Annotated in this window: 36 protein-coding genes and 1 pseudogene; 33 read left to right on the top strand and 4 right to left on the bottom strand. The window is 50.3% G+C overall.

From position 1 onward, the window contains the following. Positions 1 to 91 precede the first annotated feature (91 nt). From bfd to ACXI0A_RS19670, 33 genes and pseudogenes are all read left to right on the top strand, one after another. Entirely contained in the window at positions 92 to 286 is a 195-nt protein-coding gene (bfd, locus tag ACXI0A_RS19830; RefSeq protein WP_039330903.1) for a bacterioferritin-associated ferredoxin, read from the top strand. A 104-nt stretch (positions 287 to 390) separates the two neighbouring features. After that, positions 391 to 873 carry a bacterioferritin gene (gene bfr, locus ACXI0A_RS19825; protein ID WP_224935571.1) on the top strand — a complete coding sequence of 161 codons (483 nt, stop codon included), beginning with the start codon at positions 391 to 393 and terminating at the stop codon, positions 871 to 873. Between the two features lie 321 nt (positions 874 to 1,194). Then, positions 1,195 to 1,506, top strand: coding sequence for a 30S ribosomal protein S10 (gene rpsJ, locus ACXI0A_RS19820; RefSeq protein WP_006120582.1), 312 nt, complete (start codon positions 1,195 to 1,197; stop codon positions 1,504 to 1,506). Positions 1,507 to 1,538: 32 nt separating this feature from the next. Then, complete coding sequence (gene rplC, locus ACXI0A_RS19815; RefSeq protein WP_224935573.1) at positions 1,539 to 2,165, top strand: 50S ribosomal protein L3; 627 nt, start codon at positions 1,539 to 1,541, stop codon at positions 2,163 to 2,165. 10 nt (positions 2,166 to 2,175) lie between these two features. Then, positions 2,176 to 2,781 (top strand): 50S ribosomal protein L4, encoded by a 606-nt coding sequence (gene rplD / locus ACXI0A_RS19810; RefSeq protein ID WP_084938334.1) that lies wholly within the window; start codon positions 2,176 to 2,178, stop codon positions 2,779 to 2,781. Beyond that, positions 2,778 to 3,080, top strand: a complete 303-nt coding sequence (rplW, locus tag ACXI0A_RS19805; protein ID WP_007891652.1) for a 50S ribosomal protein L23 — start codon at positions 2,778 to 2,780, stop codon at positions 3,078 to 3,080. The genes rplD and rplW overlap by 4 nt, the downstream gene beginning before the upstream one ends. A gap of 17 nt (positions 3,081 to 3,097) precedes the next feature. Next, a complete protein-coding gene (gene rplB / locus ACXI0A_RS19800; protein WP_100700418.1) occupies positions 3,098 to 3,919 on the top strand; it encodes a 50S ribosomal protein L2 in 822 nt (273 codons plus the stop codon). A gap of 16 nt (positions 3,920 to 3,935) precedes the next feature. Then, complete coding sequence (gene rpsS, locus ACXI0A_RS19795; protein ID WP_001138115.1) at positions 3,936 to 4,214, top strand: 30S ribosomal protein S19; 279 nt, start codon at positions 3,936 to 3,938, stop codon at positions 4,212 to 4,214. Positions 4,215 to 4,227: 13 nt separating this feature from the next. After that, positions 4,228 to 4,560 (top strand): 50S ribosomal protein L22, encoded by a 333-nt coding sequence (gene rplV, locus ACXI0A_RS19790; RefSeq protein ID WP_007891659.1) that lies wholly within the window; start codon positions 4,228 to 4,230, stop codon positions 4,558 to 4,560. A gap of 17 nt (positions 4,561 to 4,577) precedes the next feature. Beyond that, positions 4,578 to 5,276, top strand: a complete 699-nt coding sequence (gene rpsC, locus ACXI0A_RS19785) for a 30S ribosomal protein S3 (RefSeq protein WP_034830744.1) — start codon at positions 4,578 to 4,580, stop codon at positions 5,274 to 5,276. Between the two features lie 12 nt (positions 5,277 to 5,288). Next, complete coding sequence (gene rplP, locus ACXI0A_RS19780; protein ID WP_002438716.1) at positions 5,289 to 5,699, top strand: 50S ribosomal protein L16; 411 nt, start codon at positions 5,289 to 5,291, stop codon at positions 5,697 to 5,699. Continuing rightward, positions 5,699 to 5,887: a 50S ribosomal protein L29 gene (gene rpmC / locus ACXI0A_RS19775; protein WP_034830743.1), complete on the top strand. Its 189-nt coding sequence runs from the start codon at positions 5,699 to 5,701 to the stop codon at positions 5,885 to 5,887. The genes rplP and rpmC overlap by 1 nt, the downstream gene beginning before the upstream one ends. Further along, on the top strand, positions 5,887 to 6,141 hold the full coding sequence (rpsQ, locus tag ACXI0A_RS19770) for a 30S ribosomal protein S17 (protein ID WP_008104738.1): 255 nt from the start codon (positions 5,887 to 5,889) through the stop codon (positions 6,139 to 6,141). The genes rpmC and rpsQ overlap by 1 nt, the downstream gene beginning before the upstream one ends. Before the next feature lie 169 nt (positions 6,142 to 6,310). Next, positions 6,311 to 6,682: a 50S ribosomal protein L14 gene (gene rplN / locus ACXI0A_RS19765; protein ID WP_084938328.1), complete on the top strand. Its 372-nt coding sequence runs from the start codon at positions 6,311 to 6,313 to the stop codon at positions 6,680 to 6,682. Between the two features lie 10 nt (positions 6,683 to 6,692). Beyond that, on the top strand, positions 6,693 to 7,007 hold the full coding sequence (rplX, locus tag ACXI0A_RS19760; RefSeq protein WP_034830741.1) for a 50S ribosomal protein L24: 315 nt from the start codon (positions 6,693 to 6,695) through the stop codon (positions 7,005 to 7,007). 14 nt (positions 7,008 to 7,021) lie between these two features. Beyond that, positions 7,022 to 7,561, top strand: a complete 540-nt coding sequence (gene rplE / locus ACXI0A_RS19755; protein WP_013510763.1) for a 50S ribosomal protein L5 — start codon at positions 7,022 to 7,024, stop codon at positions 7,559 to 7,561. Between the two features lie 14 nt (positions 7,562 to 7,575). Beyond that, positions 7,576 to 7,881 carry a 30S ribosomal protein S14 gene (gene rpsN, locus ACXI0A_RS19750; RefSeq protein WP_007891666.1) on the top strand — a complete coding sequence of 102 codons (306 nt, stop codon included), beginning with the start codon at positions 7,576 to 7,578 and terminating at the stop codon, positions 7,879 to 7,881. A gap of 32 nt (positions 7,882 to 7,913) precedes the next feature. After that, entirely contained in the window at positions 7,914 to 8,306 is a 393-nt protein-coding gene (gene rpsH, locus ACXI0A_RS19745) for a 30S ribosomal protein S8 (RefSeq protein ID WP_100700416.1), read from the top strand. A gap of 12 nt (positions 8,307 to 8,318) precedes the next feature. Then, positions 8,319 to 8,852, top strand: coding sequence for a 50S ribosomal protein L6 (gene rplF, locus ACXI0A_RS19740; protein WP_100700415.1), 534 nt, complete (start codon positions 8,319 to 8,321; stop codon positions 8,850 to 8,852). A 9-nt stretch (positions 8,853 to 8,861) separates the two neighbouring features. Next, on the top strand, positions 8,862 to 9,215 hold the full coding sequence (gene rplR / locus ACXI0A_RS19735; protein WP_008104733.1) for a 50S ribosomal protein L18: 354 nt from the start codon (positions 8,862 to 8,864) through the stop codon (positions 9,213 to 9,215). Between the two features lie 14 nt (positions 9,216 to 9,229). Beyond that, entirely contained in the window at positions 9,230 to 9,730 is a 501-nt protein-coding gene (gene rpsE, locus ACXI0A_RS19730; protein ID WP_007891679.1) for a 30S ribosomal protein S5, read from the top strand. Between the two features lie 5 nt (positions 9,731 to 9,735). Continuing rightward, the gene (gene rpmD, locus ACXI0A_RS19725; RefSeq protein ID WP_039380794.1) at positions 9,736 to 9,915 is read left to right on the top strand and encodes a 50S ribosomal protein L30; all 180 of its coding nucleotides are present in this window, start codon (positions 9,736 to 9,738) and stop codon (positions 9,913 to 9,915) included. A 3-nt stretch (positions 9,916 to 9,918) separates the two neighbouring features. Continuing rightward, entirely contained in the window at positions 9,919 to 10,353 is a 435-nt protein-coding gene (gene rplO / locus ACXI0A_RS19720) for a 50S ribosomal protein L15 (RefSeq protein ID WP_034830738.1), read from the top strand. Positions 10,354 to 10,360: 7 nt separating this feature from the next. Continuing rightward, entirely contained in the window at positions 10,361 to 11,692 is a 1,332-nt protein-coding gene (secY, locus tag ACXI0A_RS19715; protein ID WP_007891686.1) for a preprotein translocase subunit SecY, read from the top strand. A gap of 32 nt (positions 11,693 to 11,724) precedes the next feature. Continuing rightward, positions 11,725 to 11,841: a 50S ribosomal protein L36 gene (rpmJ, locus tag ACXI0A_RS19710; protein WP_004160566.1), complete on the top strand. Its 117-nt coding sequence runs from the start codon at positions 11,725 to 11,727 to the stop codon at positions 11,839 to 11,841. A gap of 146 nt (positions 11,842 to 11,987) precedes the next feature. Beyond that, positions 11,988 to 12,344: a 30S ribosomal protein S13 gene (gene rpsM, locus ACXI0A_RS19705; protein WP_039330880.1), complete on the top strand. Its 357-nt coding sequence runs from the start codon at positions 11,988 to 11,990 to the stop codon at positions 12,342 to 12,344. 16 nt (positions 12,345 to 12,360) lie between these two features. Continuing rightward, positions 12,361 to 12,750 (top strand): 30S ribosomal protein S11, encoded by a 390-nt coding sequence (gene rpsK / locus ACXI0A_RS19700; RefSeq protein ID WP_004160563.1) that lies wholly within the window; start codon positions 12,361 to 12,363, stop codon positions 12,748 to 12,750. Between the two features lie 31 nt (positions 12,751 to 12,781). After that, positions 12,782 to 13,402, top strand: coding sequence for a 30S ribosomal protein S4 (gene rpsD / locus ACXI0A_RS19695; RefSeq protein ID WP_007891687.1), 621 nt, complete (start codon positions 12,782 to 12,784; stop codon positions 13,400 to 13,402). A 25-nt stretch (positions 13,403 to 13,427) separates the two neighbouring features. Then, a complete protein-coding gene (locus ACXI0A_RS19690; protein WP_007891688.1) occupies positions 13,428 to 14,417 on the top strand; it encodes a DNA-directed RNA polymerase subunit alpha in 990 nt (329 codons plus the stop codon). Positions 14,418 to 14,457: 40 nt separating this feature from the next. Next, positions 14,458 to 14,844 carry a 50S ribosomal protein L17 gene (gene rplQ / locus ACXI0A_RS19685; protein WP_003850180.1) on the top strand — a complete coding sequence of 129 codons (387 nt, stop codon included), beginning with the start codon at positions 14,458 to 14,460 and terminating at the stop codon, positions 14,842 to 14,844. A 110-nt stretch (positions 14,845 to 14,954) separates the two neighbouring features. Continuing rightward, the gene (locus ACXI0A_RS19680) at positions 14,955 to 15,326 is read left to right on the top strand and encodes a DnaJ family domain-containing protein (protein ID WP_476150806.1); all 372 of its coding nucleotides are present in this window, start codon (positions 14,955 to 14,957) and stop codon (positions 15,324 to 15,326) included. Position 15,327: 1 nt separating this feature from the next. After that, entirely contained in the window at positions 15,328 to 15,765 is a 438-nt protein-coding gene (gene zntR / locus ACXI0A_RS19675) for a Zn(2+)-responsive transcriptional regulator (protein WP_476150807.1), read from the top strand. Positions 15,766 to 15,815: 50 nt separating this feature from the next. Then, positions 15,816 to 16,013, top strand: a pseudogene (locus ACXI0A_RS19670) (alternative ribosome-rescue factor A); the annotation flags it as partial. Positions 16,014 to 16,050: 37 nt separating this feature from the next. On the opposite strand, the gene mscL reads toward ACXI0A_RS19670, so the two are convergent. The 4 genes from mscL to fmt all read right to left on the bottom strand — a co-directional run bounded on the left by mscL (position 16,051) and on the right by fmt (position 20,259). Continuing rightward, the gene (gene mscL / locus ACXI0A_RS19665; RefSeq protein ID WP_100700411.1) at positions 16,051 to 16,464 is read right to left on the bottom strand and encodes a large-conductance mechanosensitive channel protein MscL; all 414 of its coding nucleotides are present in this window, start codon (positions 16,462 to 16,464) and stop codon (positions 16,051 to 16,053) included. A 111-nt stretch (positions 16,465 to 16,575) separates the two neighbouring features. After that, on the bottom strand, positions 16,576 to 17,952 hold the full coding sequence (gene trkA / locus ACXI0A_RS19660) for a Trk system potassium transporter TrkA (protein ID WP_476150808.1): 1,377 nt from the start codon (positions 17,950 to 17,952) through the stop codon (positions 16,576 to 16,578). 31 nt (positions 17,953 to 17,983) lie between these two features. Beyond that, complete coding sequence (rsmB, locus tag ACXI0A_RS19655) at positions 17,984 to 19,270, bottom strand: 16S rRNA (cytosine(967)-C(5))-methyltransferase RsmB (RefSeq protein WP_476150809.1); 1,287 nt, start codon at positions 19,268 to 19,270, stop codon at positions 17,984 to 17,986. Positions 19,271 to 19,314: 44 nt separating this feature from the next. Continuing rightward, positions 19,315 to 20,259 carry a methionyl-tRNA formyltransferase gene (gene fmt, locus ACXI0A_RS19650; RefSeq protein WP_476150810.1) on the bottom strand — a complete coding sequence of 315 codons (945 nt, stop codon included), beginning with the start codon at positions 20,257 to 20,259 and terminating at the stop codon, positions 19,315 to 19,317. Between the last annotated feature and the right edge of the window lie 18 nt (positions 20,260 to 20,277).

Genomic DNA, 20,277 nt, shown 5'->3' with positions numbered 1-20,277 from the left:
TTTCAATGTAAACCCACACAAAAGCTACGTTTGAAATAAAAACCATTCTCATTTACACTTTGATCAGAAATTGTACTGGAGTCCGCAGTAAATGTACGTCTGTCTGTGTAATGCCGTGAGTGACAAAACCCTCCGCGAAGTTGTGCGTCGCTATCAGCCCAAATCGATTCAGCATTTGCGACAACTGGTTCCTATCGGAAAACAGTGCGGTAAGTGTATCCGCGTCGCGCGTGAAATTATGGATGATGAGCTGCAGAAGGTGCCGCTGTACAAAGAGATAGCCTAACAGCCACCACGCTTTAGATGTAATACCCACAAAAACTGTCCAGTTTTTTTGACTTCTTTTTATCCGCATCTACGATCTATTTACCTGGAAGCGGAGGAAGCAAAATGAAGGGCGACGGTAAAATCATAACGCATCTCAACAAACTGCTGGGGAATGAACTGGTTGCGATTAATCAGTACTTCCTTCATGCGCGCATGTTCAAGAATTGGGGCTTAATTCGTCTCAACGATGTCGAATATCACGAGTCAATCGATGAAATGAAGCATGCTGACAAATACATTGAACGCATCCTGTTTCTCGAGGGCATTCCTAACCTGCAGGATTTAGGGCGACTGCGTATCGGTGAAGATGTGCCAGAAATGTTGCAGTCTGATCTGACACTGGAGCTGGAAGGGGCGAAGGATTTACGCGAAGCCATTGCGTATGCCGATAAAGTACATGACTACGTCAGCCGTGACATGATGATTCAAATTCTCAGTGAAGAAGAACATCACATTGACTGGCTGGAAACCGAACTCGACCTGGTACAAAAACTCGGTCTGCAAAACTATCTGCAGGCACAATTAAAAGAAGAGAGCGCGGGTTAACTTCGCGCCGAATGGGCAATGTCACTGAGCCTGCCTGGTAAAATTGCGACCATGGCAGGCTTTTTAGTCTTCAGAGCACAATTGATGTGGTTAAAAACGCATCATGGGTTGCTTCCTGAACTGATTTACGTATAATGCGCGGGCTTGCCGATATTGGTATAGCGCGATTCGAGCAGAATCGCAGGTGATAGCAAGCTATGTATCGCCTAACAATACTCCCGATTGGGGAGTTATATGCTGAACGATTACACTCCTCCATCAATCGTAATGGGTGTGGGTAGTAATTCTTTTCGTTTATAAAATGTTTGGAGCCTTGGTCTCATGTCGAACCAAAGAATCCGTATCCGTCTTAAAGCGTTTGATCATCGCCTGATCGATCAATCAACCGCGGAAATCGTTGAGACTGCCAAGCGCACTGGTGCGCAGGTACGTGGTCCGATCCCGCTGCCAACTCGCAAAGAGCGTTTCACCGTTCTGATCTCTCCGCACGTTAACAAAGACGCGCGTGATCAGTACGAGATCCGTACTCACAAGCGTCTGGTAGACATCGTTGAGCCAACTGAAAAAACCGTTGATGCACTGATGCGTCTGGATCTGGCTGCCGGTGTTGACGTGCAGATCAGCCTGGGTTAATCAGGTCATCGAGCGATTGAGAGGTTGATACAATGATTGGTTTAGTCGGTAAAAAAGTGGGCATGACTCGCGTCTTCACTGAAGATGGCGTTTCAATCCCAGTAACCGTAATCGAAGTTGAAGCAAACCGCGTTACTCAGGTCAAAGGCCTGGAAAACGACGGTTACCAAGCTATCCAGGTGACCACCGGTGCTAAAAAAGCAAACCGTGTGACTAAGCCGGAAGCAGGTCATTTTGCTAAAGCTGGCGTTGAAGCTGGCCGTGGTCTGTGGGAATTCCGCACCGAAGGTGAAGAGTACTCAGTAGGCCAGAGCATCAGTGTTGAAATTTTCGCTGAAGTTAAAAAAGTAGACGTTACCGGTACCTCTAAAGGTAAAGGTTTCGCAGGTACCGTTAAGCGCTGGAACTTCCGTACCCAGGACGCTACACACGGTAACTCCTTGTCTCACCGCGTTCCGGGTTCTATCGGTCAGAACCAGACTCCGGGCAAAGTGTTCAAAGGCAAGAAAATGGCTGGTCAGCTGGGTAATGAGCGCGTAACCGTTCAGAGCCTGGAAGTAGTACGTGTTGACGCTGAGCGCAACCTGCTGCTGGTCAAAGGTGCGGTCCCGGGTGCAACCGGCTGCGACCTGATTGTTAAACCAGCTGTGAAGGCGTAAGGGGATAGCAATGGAATTAGTACTGAAAGACGCGCAGAGCGCGCTGACTGTTTCCGAAACTACCTTCGGTCGTGATTTCAACGAAGCGCTGGTTCACCAGGTTGTTGTTGCTTATGCCGCTGGTGCTCGTCAGGGTACTCGTGCGCAGAAGACGCGTGCTGAAGTAACTGGTTCAGGCAAAAAGCCTTGGCGCCAGAAAGGTACCGGCCGTGCGCGTGCAGGTTCTGTAAAGAGCCCAATCTGGCGTTCAGGTGGTGTAACCTTCGCTGCGCGTCCACAGGACCACAGTCAAAAAGTTAACAAAAAGATGTACCGCGGCGCGCTGAAAAGCATCCTGTCCGAGCTGGTACGTCAGGACCGTCTGATCGTTGTCGAGACGTTCTCTGTAGAAGCGCCTAAAACTAAGCTGCTGGCACAGAAACTGAAAGACATGGCGCTGGAAGATGTGCTGATCATCACCGGTGAACTGGATGAGAATCTGTTCCTGGCTGCGCGTAACCTGTACAAGGTTGACGTGCGTGATGCAGCAGGTATCGACCCAGTTAGCCTGATCGCCTTCGACAAAGTCGTTATGACTGCGGAAGCAGTTAAGCAAGTTGAGGAGATGCTGGCATGATCCGTGAAGAACGTCTGCTGAAAGTAGTGCGTGCACCGCACGTATCTGAAAAAGCATCTACTGCGATGGAAAAAACCAATACCATCGTTCTCAAAGTTGCTAAAGACGCGACCAAAGCAGAGATCGTTGCTGCTGTTGAGAAACTGTTCGAAGTTGAAGTTAAAGACGTAAACACCCTGGTTGTAAAGGGTAAAGTTAAGCGTCACGGACAGCGTATCGGTCGTCGTAGCGACTGGAAAAAAGCTTACGTCACCCTGAAGGAAGGCCAGAATCTGGACTTCGTCGGCGGCGCTGAGTAAGTCGGAGGAGAAAGACAATGGCAGTTGTTAAATGTAAACCGACATCTCCGGGTCGTCGTCACGTAGTTAAAGTGGTGAACCCAGAGCTGCACAAGGGCAAACCTTTTGCTCCGCTGGTAGAAAAAAACAGCAAATCCGGTGGTCGTAACAACAATGGTCGTATCACTACCCGTCATATCGGTGGTGGTCACAAGCAGGCTTACCGTATTGTTGACTTCAAACGCAACAAAGATGGTATCCCGGCAATTGTTGAGCGTCTTGAGTACGATCCGAACCGTTCTGCGAACATCGCACTGGTTCTGTACAAAGATGGCGAGCGCCGTTACATCCTGGCCCCTAAAGGCCTGAAAGCTGGTGATCAGGTTCAATCTGGCGTTGATGCTGCGATTAAAGCAGGTAACACCCTGCCAATGCGTAACATCCCGGTGGGTTCTACCGTTCATAACGTAGAAATGAAACCAGGCAAAGGCGGTCAGATTGCTCGCTCAGCTGGTACTTACGTGCAGATCGTTGCGCGTGATGGTTCCTACGTAACCCTGCGTCTGCGTTCAGGCGAAATGCGTAAAGTCGAAATCGACTGCCGCGCAACCCTGGGCGAAGTCGGTAACGCTGAGCACATGCTGCGCGTTCTGGGTAAAGCTGGTGCAACCCGTTGGCGTGGTGTTCGTCCTACCGTTCGCGGTACTGCGATGAACCCAGTCGATCACCCGCACGGTGGTGGTGAAGGTCGTAACTTTGGTAAGCACCCGGTAACTCCGTGGGGCGTTCAGACCAAAGGTAAGAAGACCCGTAGCAACAAGCGTACTGATAAATTTATCGTACGTCGCCGTAGCAAATAATTTTAGAGGATAAGCCATGCCACGTTCTCTCAAGAAAGGTCCTTTTATTGACCTGCACTTGCTGAAGAAGGTAGAGAAAGCGGTGGAAAGCGGTGACAAGAAGCCCCTGCGCACTTGGTCCCGTCGTTCAACGATCTTCCCTAACATGATCGGTTTGACCATCGCTGTCCATAATGGTCGTCAGCACGTTCCTGTCTTTGTTTCCGACGAAATGGTCGGCCACAAACTGGGTGAATTTGCACCGACACGTACTTATCGCGGCCATGCTGCAGATAAGAAAGCCAAGAAGAAATAAGTAGGAGGAAGAGATGGAAACTATTGCTCAACATCGCCATGCTCGTTCTTCTGCTCAGAAGGTCCGCCTTGTTGCTGACCTGATTCGCGGTAAGAAAGTGTCGCAGGCTCTGGATATTCTGACTTATACCAACAAGAAAGCTGCAGTGTTGGTTAAGAAAGTACTGGAATCTGCCATTGCGAACGCCGAACACAACGATGGCGCTGATATCGACGATCTGAAAGTCGCGAAAATCTTCGTAGACGAAGGCCCAAGCATGAAGCGCATTATGCCGCGTGCGAAAGGTCGTGCAGATCGCATCCTGAAGCGCACCAGCCACATTACTGTGGTTGTGTCCGATCGCTGAGACTCTGGAGACTAGCAATGGGTCAGAAAGTACATCCTAATGGTATTCGCCTGGGTATTGTAAAACCATGGAACTCTACCTGGTTTGCGAACACCAAAGAATTCGCTGACAACCTGGACAGCGATTTTAAAGTACGTCAGTTCCTGACCAAGGAACTGGCTAAAGCGTCTGTATCTCGTATCGTTATCGAGCGTCCGGCTAAGAGCATCCGTGTGACCATTCACACCGCTCGCCCGGGTATCGTTATCGGTAAGAAAGGTGAAGACGTAGAAAAACTGCGCACGGTCGTAGCGAAAATCGCTGGCGTTCCTGCACAGATCAATATCGCCGAAGTCCGTAAACCGGAACTGGACGCTAAATTGGTTGCTGATAGCATCACTTCACAGCTGGAGCGTCGTGTGATGTTCCGTCGTGCTATGAAGCGTGCTGTTCAGAACGCAATGCGTCTGGGCGCTAAGGGTATTAAAGTTGAAGTCAGCGGCCGTTTGGGCGGAGCCGAGATCGCACGTACCGAATGGTACCGTGAAGGTCGCGTGCCACTGCACACTCTGCGTGCAGACATTGACTACAACACCTCTGAAGCGCACACCACTTATGGTGTAATCGGCGTTAAGGTATGGATCTTCAAAGGTGAGATCCTGGGTGGTATGGCTGCTGTTGAACAACCGGAACCGGCTGCTCAACCTAAAAAGCAGCAGCGTAAAGGCCGTAAGTAAGGAGAGTCGCTGATGTTACAACCAAAGCGTACGAAATTCCGTAAAGTGCACAAAGGCCGCAACCGTGGTCTGGCGCAAGGTACGGATGTCAGCTTCGGTACTTTCGGTCTGAAAGCTGTTGGCCGTGGTCGTCTGACTGCTCGTCAGATCGAAGCAGCACGTCGTGCTATGACCCGTGCAGTTAAGCGTCAAGGTAAGATCTGGATCCGTGTATTCCCGGACAAACCGATCACCGAGAAGCCGCTTGAAGTGCGTATGGGTAAAGGTAAGGGTAACGTAGAGTATTGGGTTGCCCTGATCCAACCGGGCAAAGTCCTGTATGAAATGGACGGTGTTCCGGAAGAGCTTGCCCGCGAAGCGTTCAAGCTGGCAGCAGCAAAACTGCCTATCAAAACCACCTTTGTTACTAAGACGGTGATGTAATGAAAGCAAATGAGCTGCGTGAAAAAAGCGTTGAAGAGCTGAACGCTGAGCTTCTTAACCTGCTGCGTGAGCAATTTAACCTGCGCATGCAGGCAGCATCCGGCCAGCTGCAGCAGACCCATCTGCTGAAGCAAGTGCGCCGTAATGTTGCACGTGTTAAGACTTTACTGACTGAGAAGGCGGCGTAATGACCGATAAAATCCGTACTCTGCAGGGTCGTGTAATTAGTGACAAAATGCAGAAGTCTGCAGTTGTTGCTATCGAACGTGTCGTGAAACACCCGATCTACGGTAAGTTCATCAAGCGTACGACTAAGCTGCACATCCATGACGAGAACAACGAATGTGGAATTGGTGACGTGGTAGAAATCCGCGAAACCCGTCCACTGTCTAAGACTAAGTCTTGGGCGTTGGTTCGCGTTGTAGAGAAAGCGGTTCTGTAATAGAATCCGTTTCCTCTAAAAAATAAAATGAACGGCTCGTCTGAGCCGTTCATTTTTTCTACCCATCTGCGAGAACCGGTGTTATAATGCCGCGCCCTCAATTATGGGGCTTTTTAACGACCTGAGGTTTGGGTCCCGAAGTAGTAGTTGACATTAGCGGAGCACTAAAATGATCCAAGAACAGACTATGCTGACCGTCGCCGACAACTCCGGTGCACGTCGCGTAATGTGTATCAAGGTTCTGGGTGGCTCGCACCGTCGCTACGCAGGCGTCGGCGACATCATTAAAGTTACCATCAAGGAAGCAATTCCACGTGGTAAAGTTAAGAAAGGTGATGTCCTGAAGGCGGTAGTGGTGCGCACCAGGAAGGGTGTTCGTCGCCCGGACGGTTCTGTCATTCGCTTCGATGGTAATGCATGCGTTATTTTAAACAATAACAGCGAGCAACCTATCGGTACGCGTATTTTTGGGCCGGTAACTCGTGAACTTCGTACTGAAAAGTTCATGAAAATTATCTCTCTGGCACCAGAAGTACTCTAAGGAGCGAGCAATGGCAGCGAAAATCCGTCGTAACGACGAAGTTATCGTGATTACCGGTAAAGACAAAGGTAAACGCGGTAAAGTAAAGAACGTCCTGACTTCTGGTAAAGTCATCGTTGAAGGTATCAACCTGGTTAAGAAACATCAGAAGCCTGTACCGGCTCTGAATCAACCAGGCGGCATCGTTGAAAAAGAAGCTGCTATTCAGGTTTCTAACGTTGCAATCTTCAATGCGGCAACCGGCAAGGCTGACCGTGTAGGCTTTAGATTCGAAGAAGGCAAAAAAGTCCGTTTCTTCAAGTCTAATAGCGAAACTATCAAGTAATTTGGAGTAGTACGATGGCGAAACTGCATGATTACTACAAAGACGAAGTAGTCCAGAAACTCATGACTGAGTTCGGCTACAATTCTGTCATGCAAGTCCCTCGGGTCGAGAAGATCACCCTGAACATGGGTGTTGGTGAAGCGATCGCTGACAAGAAACTGCTGGATAATGCAGCAGCAGACCTGGCAGCAATCTCCGGTCAAAAGCCGTTGATCACCAAAGCACGCAAATCAGTTGCAGGCTTCAAAATCCGTCAGGGCTATCCGATCGGCTGTAAAGTAACTCTGCGCGGCGAGCGCATGTGGGAGTTCTTTGAGCGCCTGATCACTATTGCTGTTCCACGTATTCGTGACTTCCGCGGCTTGTCTGCTAAGTCTTTCGATGGTCGTGGTAACTACAGCATGGGCGTTCGTGAGCAGATCATCTTCCCAGAAATCGATTATGACAAAGTCGATCGCGTTCGTGGTTTGGATATTACCATTACCACTACTGCGAAATCTGATGATGAAGGCCGTGCACTGCTGGCTGCCTTTGACTTCCCGTTCCGCAAGTAAGGTAGGGTTACTTAATGGCTAAGCAATCGATGAAAGCACGCGAAGTTAAGCGTGTGAAATTAGCAGACAAGTTCTTCGCCAAGCGCGTTGAACTGAAAGCGATCATTTCTGATGTGAACGCATCCGACGAAGATCGTTGGGATGCCGTTCTCAAGCTGCAGAGTCTGCCGCGTGATTCCAGCCCTTCCCGTCAGCGTAACCGCTGCCGTCAGACAGGTCGTCCGCACGGTTTCCTGCGGAAGTTTGGGTTGAGCCGTATCAAGGTCCGTGAAGCCGCAATGCGCGGTGAGATCCCGGGTCTGAAAAAGGCTAGCTGGTAATTGTCACCATTTGAATCACGGGAGTAACACAGATGAGCATGCAAGATCCGATCGCGGATATGCTGACCCGTATCCGTAACGGTCAAGCCGCGAACAAAGTTGCGGTCTCTATGCCTTCCTCCAAGCTGAAAGTGGCAATTGCCAACGTGCTGAAGGAAGAAGGCTACATTGAAGATTTTAAAATCGAAGGCGACATCAAGTCTGAGCTGGAAGTTACTTTAAAGTATTTCCAGGGCAAGGCTGTGGTAGAGAGCATTCAGCGAGTAAGCCGTCCAGGTCTGCGCATCTATAAGAAAAAAGATGAGCTGCCAAAAGTAATGGCTGGTCTGGGCATCGCTGTAATCTCTACCTCTAAAGGTGTCATGACTGATCGTTCAGCACGCCAGGCTGGTCTTGGTGGCGAAATTATCTGCTACGTAGCGTAATCGGAGGATAAAATGTCTCGTGTTGCAAAAGCACCTGTCGTTGTTCCTGCGGGCGTAGAGGTAAAACTCAACGGTCAGGAAGTTTCGATCAAAGGCAAAAACGGCGAGCTGACTCGTACTATCAACAGTGCTGTAGAAGTTAAGCATGCAGACAACGCCCTGACTTTCGCTCCACGCGAAGGTTATTCGGATGGTTGGGCACAAGCAGGTACTGCTCGTGCGCTGCTGAACGGCATGGTTATCGGTGTTACCGAAGGCTTCACCAAGAAGCTGCAACTGGTTGGTGTTGGTTATCGTGCAGCTGTTAAAGGCAACTCTGTGAGCTTGGCCCTGGGCTTCTCTCACCCTGTTGACCATGCACTGCCGGCCGGCATCACTGCTGAATGTCCAACTCAGACTGAGATCGTGCTGAAAGGCGCTGATAAACAGCTGATTGGTCAGGTTGCAGCGGATCTGCGCGCCTACCGTCGTCCTGAGCCTTACAAAGGCAAGGGTGTTCGTTACGCCGACGAAGTCGTGCGTACCAAAGAGGCTAAGAAGAAGTAAGGTAACACTATGGATAAGAAATCTGCTCGTATCCGTCGTGCGACCCGTGCACGTCGCAAGCTCAAAGAGCTGGGTGCTACTCGCCTGGTGGTACATCGTACCCCGCGTCATATTTACGCACAGGTGATCGCTCCGAACGGTTCCGAAGTTCTGGTTGCTGCTTCTACTGTAGAAAAAGCTATTGCCGAACAACTGAAGTACACCGGTAACAAAGACGCTGCTGCAGCCGTAGGTAAAGCTCTGGCTGAGCGCGCTGTCGAGAAAGGCATTACTAATGTTTCTTTCGACCGTTCCGGGTTCCAATATCATGGTCGTGTCCAGGCACTGGCAGATGCTGCCCGTGAAGCTGGCCTTCAGTTCTAAGGTAGAGGTCTAAGATGTCAAACATCGAGAAACAAGCTGGCGAACTGCAGGAAAAACTGATCGCGGTAAACCGTGTATCTAAAACTGTAAAAGGTGGTCGTATTTTCTCCTTCACCGCACTGACTGTAGTGGGTGATGGTAACGGCCGCGTTGGTTTTGGTTACGGTAAAGCGCGTGAAGTTCCAGCAGCGATCCAGAAAGCGATGGAGAAAGCCCGTCGCAACATGATTAACGTCGCGCTGACTCACGGCACCCTGCAGCACCCTGTTAAAGGTGCTCACACGGGTTCTCGTGTGTTCATGCAGCCAGCTTCTGAAGGTACCGGTATCATCGCCGGCGGTGCAATGCGCGCTGTTTTAGAAGTTGCTGGAGTACATAACGTTTTGGCTAAAGCGTATGGTTCTACTAACCCGATTAACGTGGTTCGTGCAACTATCGATGGCCTGGGCAATATGAATTCTCCGGAAATGGTCGCTGCCAAGCGTGGTAAATCCGTTGAAGAAATTCTGGGGTAATCACGATGGCTAAGACTATTAAAATTACACAAACCCGCAGTTCAATCGGCCGCCTGCCTAAGCACAAAGCCACTCTGATTGGCTTGGGTCTGCGCCGTATTGGTCATACCGTTGAGCGTGAAGACACGCCAGCAGTACGCGGTATGGTTAACGCGATTTCCTACATGCTGAAAGTGGAGGAGTAAGAGATGCGCTTAAACACTCTGTCTCCGGCCGAAGGGTCTAAACACGCTTCTAAGCGTCTGGGTCGTGGTATCGGTTCTGGTCTCGGTAAAACCGGTGGTCGTGGTCACAAAGGTCAGAACTCTCGTTCTGGCGGTGGCGTACGTCGCGGTTTCGAGGGTGGTCAGATGCCTCTGTATCGTCGTCTGCCGAAATTCGGTTTCACCTCTCGCAAAGCAATGGTCACTGCAGAAGTTCGTCTGTCTGACCTGGCGAAAGTTGAAGGCGGTATTGTTGACCTGAATACTCTGAAAGCAGCCAACATCATCGGTGTTCAGATCGAGTTCGCGAAAGTGATTCTGTCTGGTGAAGTTTCTGCACCGGTAACGATTCGTGGTCTGCGTGTCACTAAAGGTGCGCGTGCTGCAATCGAAGCTGCTGGCGGTAAAATCGAGGAATAAGTAGCAGATGGCAAAGCAACCGGGATTAGATTTTCAAAGTGCCAAAGGTGGCTTTGGTGAACTGAAGCGCAGACTTTTGTTTGTTATCGGTGCACTCATTGTCTTCCGTATTGGCTCTTTTATTCCAATCCCTGGTATCGATGCCACCGTACTTGCCAAATTGCTTGAGCAACAGCGTGGCACCATCATTGAAATGTTCAACATGTTCTCTGGTGGTGCTCTCAGTCGTGCCTCAATCTTCGCGCTGGGTATTATGCCGTATATTTCGGCCTCTATTATTATCCAGTTGTTAACGGTGGTTCATCCAGCGTTAGCCGAGATTAAGAAAGAGGGTGAAGCTGGTCGTCGTAAGATTAGCCAGTACACTCGCTATGGCACCCTGGTTCTGGCTGTATTCCAGTCGATCGGTATTGCTACCGGTCTGCCGAATATGCCTGGAATGCAAGGTCTGGTGATGAATCCAGGTTTCGCATTCTACTTTACCGCTGTTGTAAGTCTGGTTACCGGGACAATGTTCCTGATGTGGCTGGGCGAACAGATTACTGAACGAGGTATCGGTAACGGTATCTCGATCATTATCTTCGCGGGTATTGTTGCGGGTCTACCGCCGGCCATTGGCCATACCATCGAGCAAGCGCGGCAAGGTGACCTGCACTTCCTCCTGTTGCTGTTGGTTGCAGTTCTTGTATTTGCAGTGACGTTCTTTGTTATTTTCGTTGAGCGTGGCCAGCGCCGCATTGTGGTCAACTACGCTAAACGTCAGCAAGGCCGTCGTGTATATGCTGCACAGAGCACACATTTACCGTTGAAAGTGAATATGGCGGGTGTAATTCCGGCTATTTTTGCTTCCAGCATTATTCTGTTCCCAGCAACCATCGCGTCATGGTTCGGGGGCGGAACCGGTTGGAACTGGCTGACAACAATTTCGCTGTATTTGCAACCAGGACAGCCGCTTTATGTGCTACTCTATGCGACTGCAATCATCTTCTTCTGTTTCTTCTACACGGCGTTGGTTTTCAACCCACGTGAAACAGCTGATAACTTGAAGAAGTCTGGAGCATTCGTACCGGGAATTCGTCCGGGAGAGCAAACGGCGAAGTATATCGATAAAGTAATGACACGTCTGACCTTAATCGGCGCACTGTATATTACCTTTATCTGCCTGATCCCGGAGTTCATGCGTGATGCCATGAAGGTTCCCTTCTACTTTGGCGGCACATCGCTGCTTATCGTAGTGGTTGTCATCATGGACTTTATGGCTCAAGTGCAAACTCTGATGATGTCGAGTCAGTATGAGTCTGCATTGAAGAAAGCTAACCTGAAGGGCTACGGCCGTTAATTCAGGTGCTTGAGAAGTTACGGAGAGTAAAAATGAAAGTTCGTGCTTCCGTCAAGAAATTATGTCGTAACTGCAAAATCATTCGCCGCGACGGTGTCGTACGTGTGATCTGCAGCGCCGAGCCAAAGCATAAACAGCGCCAAGGCTGATATTGTCACATATTTTTCTTGCAAAGTCGGGTTGAGCTGGCTAGATTAGCCAGCCAATCTTTTGTATGTCGATGCGTTGCCATTTGAGTATCCTGAAAACGGGCTTTTCGGCATGGGACGCATTTATTAAATAATAGGAGTGCATAGTGGCCCGTATAGCAGGCATTAACATTCCTGATCAGAAACATACCGTAATCGCATTAACTTCGATTTTCGGAATTGGTAAGACTCGTTCTAAAGCCATCTGCGCTTCAACGGGTATTGCCGAAGATGTTAAGATCAGAGAGCTGTCTGAAGAACAAATTGAACAACTGCGTGAAGCGGTTGGTAAATTCGTTGTTGAAGGTGATCTGCGCCGTGAAATCACCCTGAGCATCAAGCGTCTTATGGACCTTGGTTGCTATCGTGGTTTACGCCATCGTCGTGGTCTGCCAGTTCGCGGTCAGCGTACTAAGACCAATGCACGTACCCGTAAGGGTCCGCGTAAACCGATCAAGAAATAATCGGGGTGAGTAAATAATGGCAAAGGCACCAGTTCGTGCACGCAAGCGTGTAAGAAAGCAAGTCTCAGATGGCGTGGCTCATGTCCATGCATCTTTTAACAACACCATCGTTACCATTACTGATCGTCAGGGTAACGCACTGGGTTGGGCAACCGCCGGTGGTTCCGGTTTCCGCGGTTCACGTAAATCTACTCCGTTTGCTGCTCAGGTAGCTGCAGAGCGCTGTGCAGAAGCAGTGAAAGATTACGGTATTAAGAATCTGGAAGTTATGGTTAAGGGTCCAGGTCCAGGCCGCGAATCAACAATTCGTGCTCTGAACGCTGCTGGTTTCCGCATCACTAATATTACTGATGTGACTCCAATCCCTCACAACGGTTGTCGTCCGCCGAAAAAACGTCGCGTTTAACGCCCGTTTTTAGGTTAGTTGGAGAAAGAAAATGGCAAGATATTTGGGTCCTAAGCTCAAGCTGAGCCGTCGTGAGGGCACCGACTTATTCCTTAAGTCTGGCGTTCGCGCGATCGATACCAAGTGCAAAATTGAACAACCACCTGGCCAGCACGGTGCGCGTAAACCGCGTCTGTCTGACTACGGCGGCCAGTTACGTGAGAAGCAAAAAGTTCGTCGTATGTACGGCGTGCTGGAGCGTCAGTTCCGTAACTACTATAAAGAAGCAGCACGTCTGAAAGGCAACACCGGTGAAAACCTGTTGGCTCTGCTGGAAGGTCGTCTGGATAACGTTGTTTACCGTATGGGCTTTGGCGCCACTCGTGCAGAAGCACGTCAGCTGGTTAGCCATAAATCTATCCTGGTAAACGGTCGCGTTGTTAACATCGCTTCTTATCAGGTATCTCCGAATGATGTCGTTAGCATCCGTGAGAAAGCCAAACAGCAATCTCGCGTGAAGGCCGCTCTGGAGCTGGCTGAGCAGCGTGAAAAGCCAACCTGGCTGGAAGTTGATGCGACCAAGATGGAAGGTGTGTTCAAGCGTATTCCTGAACGTACTGATCTGTCTGCGGACATTAACGAACACCTGATCGTCGAGCTTTACTCTAAGTAAAGCTTAGTACCAAAGAGAGGACACAATGCAGGGTTCTGTGACAGAGTTTCTAAAACCGCGCCTGGTAGATATCGAGCAAGTGAGTTCGACGCACGCCAAGGTGACCCTTGAGCCGTTAGAGCGTGGCTTTGGCCATACTCTTGGCAACGCACTGCGCCGTATTCTGCTTTCTTCCATGCCGGGTTGCGCGGTGACCGAGGTTGAGATCGATGGCGTGCTCCACGAGTACTCCACCAAAGAGGGCGTACAGGAAGATATCCTGGAAATCCTGCTCAATCTGAAAGGGCTGGCGGTAAGAGTTCAGGGTAAAGATGAAGTCATCCTTACTTTGAATAAATCTGGCATTGGCCCTGTGACTGCAGCCGATATCACCCACGACGGTGATGTCGAAATCGTCAAGCCGCAGCACGTGATCTGCCATCTGACCGATGAAAACGCATCTATTAGCATGCGTATCAAAGTTCAGCGTGGTCGTGGTTATGTGCCGGCTTCTGCCCGAATTCATTCGGAAGAAGATGAGCGCCCAATCGGCCGTCTGTTGGTTGACGCTTGCTACAGCCCTGTAGACCGTATCGCCTACAATGTTGAAGCAGCGCGTGTAGAACAGCGTACCGACCTGGACAAGCTGGTCATCGAAATGGAAACCAACGGCACAATCGATCCTGAAGAGGCGATTCGTCGTGCGGCAACCATCCTGGCAGAACAACTGGAAGCTTTCGTTGACTTACGTGATGTACGTCAGCCGGAAGTGAAAGAAGAGAAACCAGAATTCGATCCGATCCTGCTGCGCCCTGTTGACGATCTGGAATTGACTGTCCGCTCTGCTAACTGCCTTAAGGCAGAAGCTATCCACTACATCGGTGATCTGGTACAGCGTACCGAGGTTGAGCTGCTTAAAACGCCTAACCTTGGTAAAAAATCTCTTACTGAGATTAAAGATGTGCTCGCTTCACGTGGTTTGTCTCTGGGCATGCGCCTGGAAAACTGGCCACCTGCAAGCATTGCTGATGAATAATCAGATCACAGGTTAAGGTTTCACTGAGAAGGATAAGGTCATGCGCCATCGTAAGAGTGGTCGTCAACTGAACCGCAACAGCAGCCATCGTCAGGCTATGTTCCGCAACATGGCCGGTTCTCTGGTTCGTCACGAGATCATCAAAACGACTCTGCCGAAAGCCAAAGAACTGCGTCGCGTAGTTGAGCCGCTGATTACTCTTGCCAAGACCGACAGCGTAGCTAATCGTCGTCTGGCATTCGCCCGCACTCGTGATAACGAGATCGTGGCAAAACTGTTTAACGAGCTGGGCCCGCGTTTCGCGAGCCGTGCCGGTGGTTACACTCGTATTCTGAAGTGTGGCTTCCGTGCTGGTGACAACGCTCCGATGGCTTACATCGAGCTGGTTGATCGTCCAGAAGCTCAAGCAGAAGCTGCTGCAGAGTAATTTGCAGTAACGTAGAAAACCCGCTTCGGCGGGTTTTTTATTGCCTGTCATTCCCCATCGCACCCATCTTTCGCTATGCTGAACGCTGTTGTCCTTAGCAGAGGTTCATTATGTGGTTAATCGATCAACTGGTAGAGCAACAGATCCGCGCCGCGCAGGAAAAAGGTGAACTGAGTAATTTACCTGGTGAAGGTGCACCTTTGCAGCTCGAAGACGAAAGTGGCGTACCGCCAGAGTTACGCACGGCATATCGATTACTGAAAAACTCAGGCTTCTTACCTCCGGAGCTCGAAATGCGTCGTGAAGCGCTGCAACTCAATGATCTTCTGCACCAATTAGATCCCTCTGATCATCAAGCCAGCGAGATCAATAAAAGATTAGCCATGCTGGAGATGAAGCTACAGCAGGCCGGAATGAGCACGGATTTTTTACGTGGTGAATATGGCGATCCCGTTCGGCATCGTCTGCTTCAGGAGCAGTAACATGTATAAAATTGGTCAACTGGCTAAGCTTGCTGACGTCACACCTGACACCATACGTTTTTATGAAAAGCAGCAAATGATGGATCATGATATTCGAACTGCAGGCGGCTTCCGTCTTTATAGCGATGATGATCTTCAACGCTTGCGCTTCATCCGCTACGGACGCCAACTCGGGTTCAGTCTTGATTCGATCCGCGGTTTGTTATCGATCCGCATCGATCCCGAACATCATACCTGTCAGGAATCCAAAGCGATCGTTGCCAGACGTCTGGATGAGGTGAATGGCATGATTGCCGAGCTGCAAACGATTCAACGGTCACTTGAACGTCTAGCTGATACCTGCTGCGGGGATCTGCACAGCAGCGCCTGTTGTTCGATCCTTGAAGCATTGGAAACGGGCGAAGCGCCACATGCGGAAATTTGTTGTAGCAAGGATTGAATTTTACAGTGGAAAGCCTATAGTTTCGCCATTATTAACCGGAGGACACTATGAGTCGCTATCAGCATCGCAAAGGTAAGATTAACGATAACGCTTTGCAGGCACTGTTACATGACCCGCTGTTTCGTCAGCGAGTAGAACAGAATCAAAAAGGGAAAGGCAGCTACCGACGTAAAGATAAAAATGTGAAGGGTGGAAACTGGGAGGCCAGTGATAAGCAGAAAAGTTTATCACTGGCCTTCTGCTTTACAGACAAAAAAGCCGCCAGAGATGGCGGCTTTTTTATCACAATTTATCGCTGTTCTGCTGTTTTAACAGATCACGAATCTCAGTGAGCAACACTTCTTCATTCGAAGGTTTCGCGACAGGCTTTTCAACTTCTTTCTTCTGATACATTTTGTTCATCAGCTTGATGGCCATAAAGATGGCGAAAGCGACGATAACAAAATCAAAGATGGTTTGAATAAAGTTACCGTATTCCATTACAACAGCAGGAATATCACCTTCAGCAGGTTTTAAGACCCACTTAAACTGTTTAAAATCGACCCCACCAATCAGTAAACCCAGTGGTGGCATGATGATATTCGCGACCAGTGATGAAACAATCTTGCCGAAAGCGGCACCAATAATCACACCGACTGCCAGATCAACCACGTTCCCACGCATTGCAAAATCACGAAACTCTTTGAATAAACTCATTGTTATCTCCTTGCCTTGGCCAATGGCTAAAGTCTAACAAACCTTTGTGCAATTGCCATGATAACAGCGGATTAAGAAAAATTATCACGGCGGGCAAATGCCCGCAGCGATTCAGAGGAAGAAAGGACTTGGCTGGAAGAGGCGTTCGACGTCAGGGACAAATTTCTTATCTGTCAGGAACATAATGACATGATCACCCTGTTCGATACGTACGTTGTCGTTAGCAATGATAACCTCATCGCCACGGACGACAGCGCCAATAATCGTACCCGGCGGCAATTTGATATCTTCAATCAGGCGGCCCACTACGCGGGAAGTGGTCTCTTCACCGTGCGCAATAGCTTCAATGGCTTCGGCAATGCCGCGTCGCAGTGAGGAGACGCCAACAATATCTGCCTTGCGCACGTGACCAAGCAGTGCAGAAATCGTGGCCTGCTGAGGAGAGATGGCAATATCGATCACGCTACCCTGAACCAGATCCACGTAAGCGCGGCGCTGGATCAAGACCATGACCTTTTTCGCTCCCATCTTCTTAGCGAGCATGGCCGACATGATATTGGCTTCATCGTCATTGGTGACGGCAATAAAGAGATCCACCTGATCCACATGCTCTTCGGCGAGCAGTTCCTGATCCGATGCATCACCATAAAACACAACGGTGTCATGCAGTCGCTCAGCCAGTTCTGCCGCACGTTGTTGATTACGTTCAATCAACTTTACGCTGTACTGTTTTTCCAGTCGCTGGGCCAGACCAAAACCGATGTTGCCACCGCCGACCAGCATAATGCGCTTGTAAGGTTTCTCAAGACGCTGCATCTCGCTCATTACCGCGCGAATATGCTGGCTTGCCGCAATAAAGAAGACTTCATCGCCCGCTTCGACAATCGTTGAACCCTGAGGACGAATAGGGCGATCCTGACGAAAAATGGCTGCCACACGCGTATCTATATGCGGCATGTGATCTCGCAGAATCGACAATGGATTGCCCACCAGAGGTCCGCCGTAATAGGCTTTTACTACCGCAAGGCTCACTTTCCCTTCGGCAAAGTTGACGACCTGCAATGCGCCGGGATACTGAATCAAGCGATAGATGTTGTCGATCACCAACTGTTCCGGTGAAATCAAATGATCGATTGGTACGGCTTCTGGTACAAACAGCTTTTCGGCATCGCGTAAGTATTCCGCTGCGCGGATACGAGCAATCCTGTTCGGCGTATTGAAGAGCGAATAAGCAATCTGACAGGCGATCATGTTGGTTTCGTCGGAATTGGTCACGGCGACCAACATATCGGCATCTTCAGCGCCGGCTTCACGCAAAACGCGCGGATGTGAACCATGGCCGTGCACCACGCGCAGGTCAAATTTGTCCTGCAGCGCACGTAAACGAGTGGCATCCGTATCAACAACCGTGATGTCGTTATTTTCGCCCACCAGGTTTTCAGCAAGCGTGCCGCCAACCTGTCCGGCGCCGAGGATAATAATTTTCATCGATGAATCGCTCTTGTCAGATTGCGTTGCACTATTTTTTTATCAATTTAGCGTAAAAGAATCCGTCACCGCCATCAACGCTCGGGAAGACTTGCCACCCGTTGATTTGGCCTTCCGGCAACTGTTCCGCGACAGCGTCATCGTGTTCAGCCAGGAAAGCCGCGATTTGCTGATGGTTTTCTTCCGGCAGGATCGAGCAAGTCGCGTATACCATCGTGCCGCCGGACTTCAGGCGCGGCCAAACGGCATTGAGGATTTCGCGCTGCAGTGCAGCCAGCTCTGGGATATCGCGGTCACGACGCAACCATTTGATATCAGGATGACGGCGAATAACCCCTGTTGCAGAACAAGGTGCATCCAGCAGGATACGGTCGAATTGCTTGTCACCGCACCATTCTGCAGGCGTCCGGCCATCGCCCTGACGGACTTCGGCTTGCATGCCCAGGCGCTGAAGATTTTCATGCACGCGGGTCAAACGTTGCTGATCGATATCTACCGCCAGCACGTTTGCCTGAGGGGCGATTTCCAGAATATGCGTGGTCTTCCCGCCTGGTGCTGCACAGAGATCGAGAATGGTTTCATCGTTTTGTGGCTCAAGCAGCAGAGCGCAGCGCTGAGCAGACAAATCCTGCACAGTCACCCATCCTTGATCGAAGCCTGGTAACTGGCTGACAGGGGCAGGAGATTCAAGACGGAGAGCATCCGGCGCATCTGCAGGGAAGGCTGCTTTATCTTCAGCCTGTAACAGGTTCAGCCACGCATCACGGCTATGGTGCTGGCGATTGACGCGTAACCACATCGGCGGACGCTGATTATTGGCGTCGACGATCTGCTGCCATTGATCTGGCCAGGCTGCCTGCAAACGTTTAAGCAACCAACCCGGATGCCAGTAGCGCTGTGGACCTTGATCCACCGCAGCAACCAGTTCTTCTTGCTGACGCTGGAACTGACGTAATACACCGTTGATCAATCCCTTCAGCGTCGTACGCTTCAGGACTTCTGCACCGGCAACCGTTTCGGCCAGTGCGGCATGCGCTGGCACACGCGTATATAGCAACTGATATAACCCAACCATAATCAGGTAGTGCAGCACGCGCTGCTTTCCCGTTAACGTGCGCTCCATCAGTTTACCGATCAGCGCTTCCAGCTGCGGCAGAGTGCGCAGTACGCCAAAGCAGAGTTCCTGCAACAGCGCGCCATCTTTATCAGCCAATGTTTTTTGCGCGCCAGGCAGAATGGCACTGAGCGATTCGCCTTTATCTACCACGCGTTCAATCAGTTGCGCGGCGAGACTGCGCAGGTTAGTTGCTTTTTTCATATTCATTCATCAAACAAAAAGCCCGGTTAAAACCGGGCTGGAGATCAGGCCAGAAGGGTGCCAATGGCAAACCATTCACGACGCGAATTAAGCAGATCTTGCGCGGACATGGCTTTCTTGCCCGCAGGCTGCAGCGAAAGTAGATTGAGTACACCGTCAGCAGTGGCAATCTGAATGCCATTTTTATCGGCATGGATGATTTCGCCCGGCTGTTTGTTCTGATGGGGTAAAACGCCAGCCTGCCACACTTTGACGGGTTGATCCTCGATCAGGAAAAAGCTTACCGGCCAGGGATTAAAGGCGCGAATGCAGCGCTCAAGCTGTGCAGCGGAAAGTGACCAATCAAGACGCGCTTCTTCTTTACTCAACTTCTCAGCGTAAGAAACCTGCGCTTCATTCTGCACTTCAGGCTGTGCTTTGCCGCTGGCAAGCAGATCGAGTGTATCCAGCATACCTTGTGGCCCAAGCTCTGCCAGCTTGTCATACAGTGATGCGCTGGTATCTTCAGTCGTGATAGGACAGGAGAGCTTGTGCAGCATGTCACCCGTATCTAGTCCCACATCCATCTGCATGATGGTCACGCCGGTTTCGCTGTCGCCAGCCCAAAGCGCACGCTGAATAGGCGCCGCACCGCGCCAGCGTGGCAGCAGTGAACCATGGACATTGATGCAACCGAGTCGTGGCATATCAAGAACCGCCTTCGGCAGAATCAGACCATAAGCCACCACCACCATGATATCGGCTTGCAGTTCAGCAACCAGCTGCTGATTCTCTTCAGGTTTTAGCGATTTTGGCTGGAACACGGGAACATCATGTGCCTGTGCCAACACTTTGACAGGGCCTGGAGTGAGTTTATTACCGCGTCCTGATGGACGGTCGGGCTGAGTAAATACGCCAACTACCTGATGCTCAGAAGCAAGCAGCGCGTCGAGATGACGCGCTGCAAAGTCAGGTGTACCGGCAAAGATAATTTTTAGCGATGCAGACACAATTTAACCTTCTGTTAG

It is taken from the genome of Pantoea sp. C1E2 (assembly GCF_056491465.1).
This window is presented reverse-complemented; position numbering and strand designations above follow the sequence as displayed.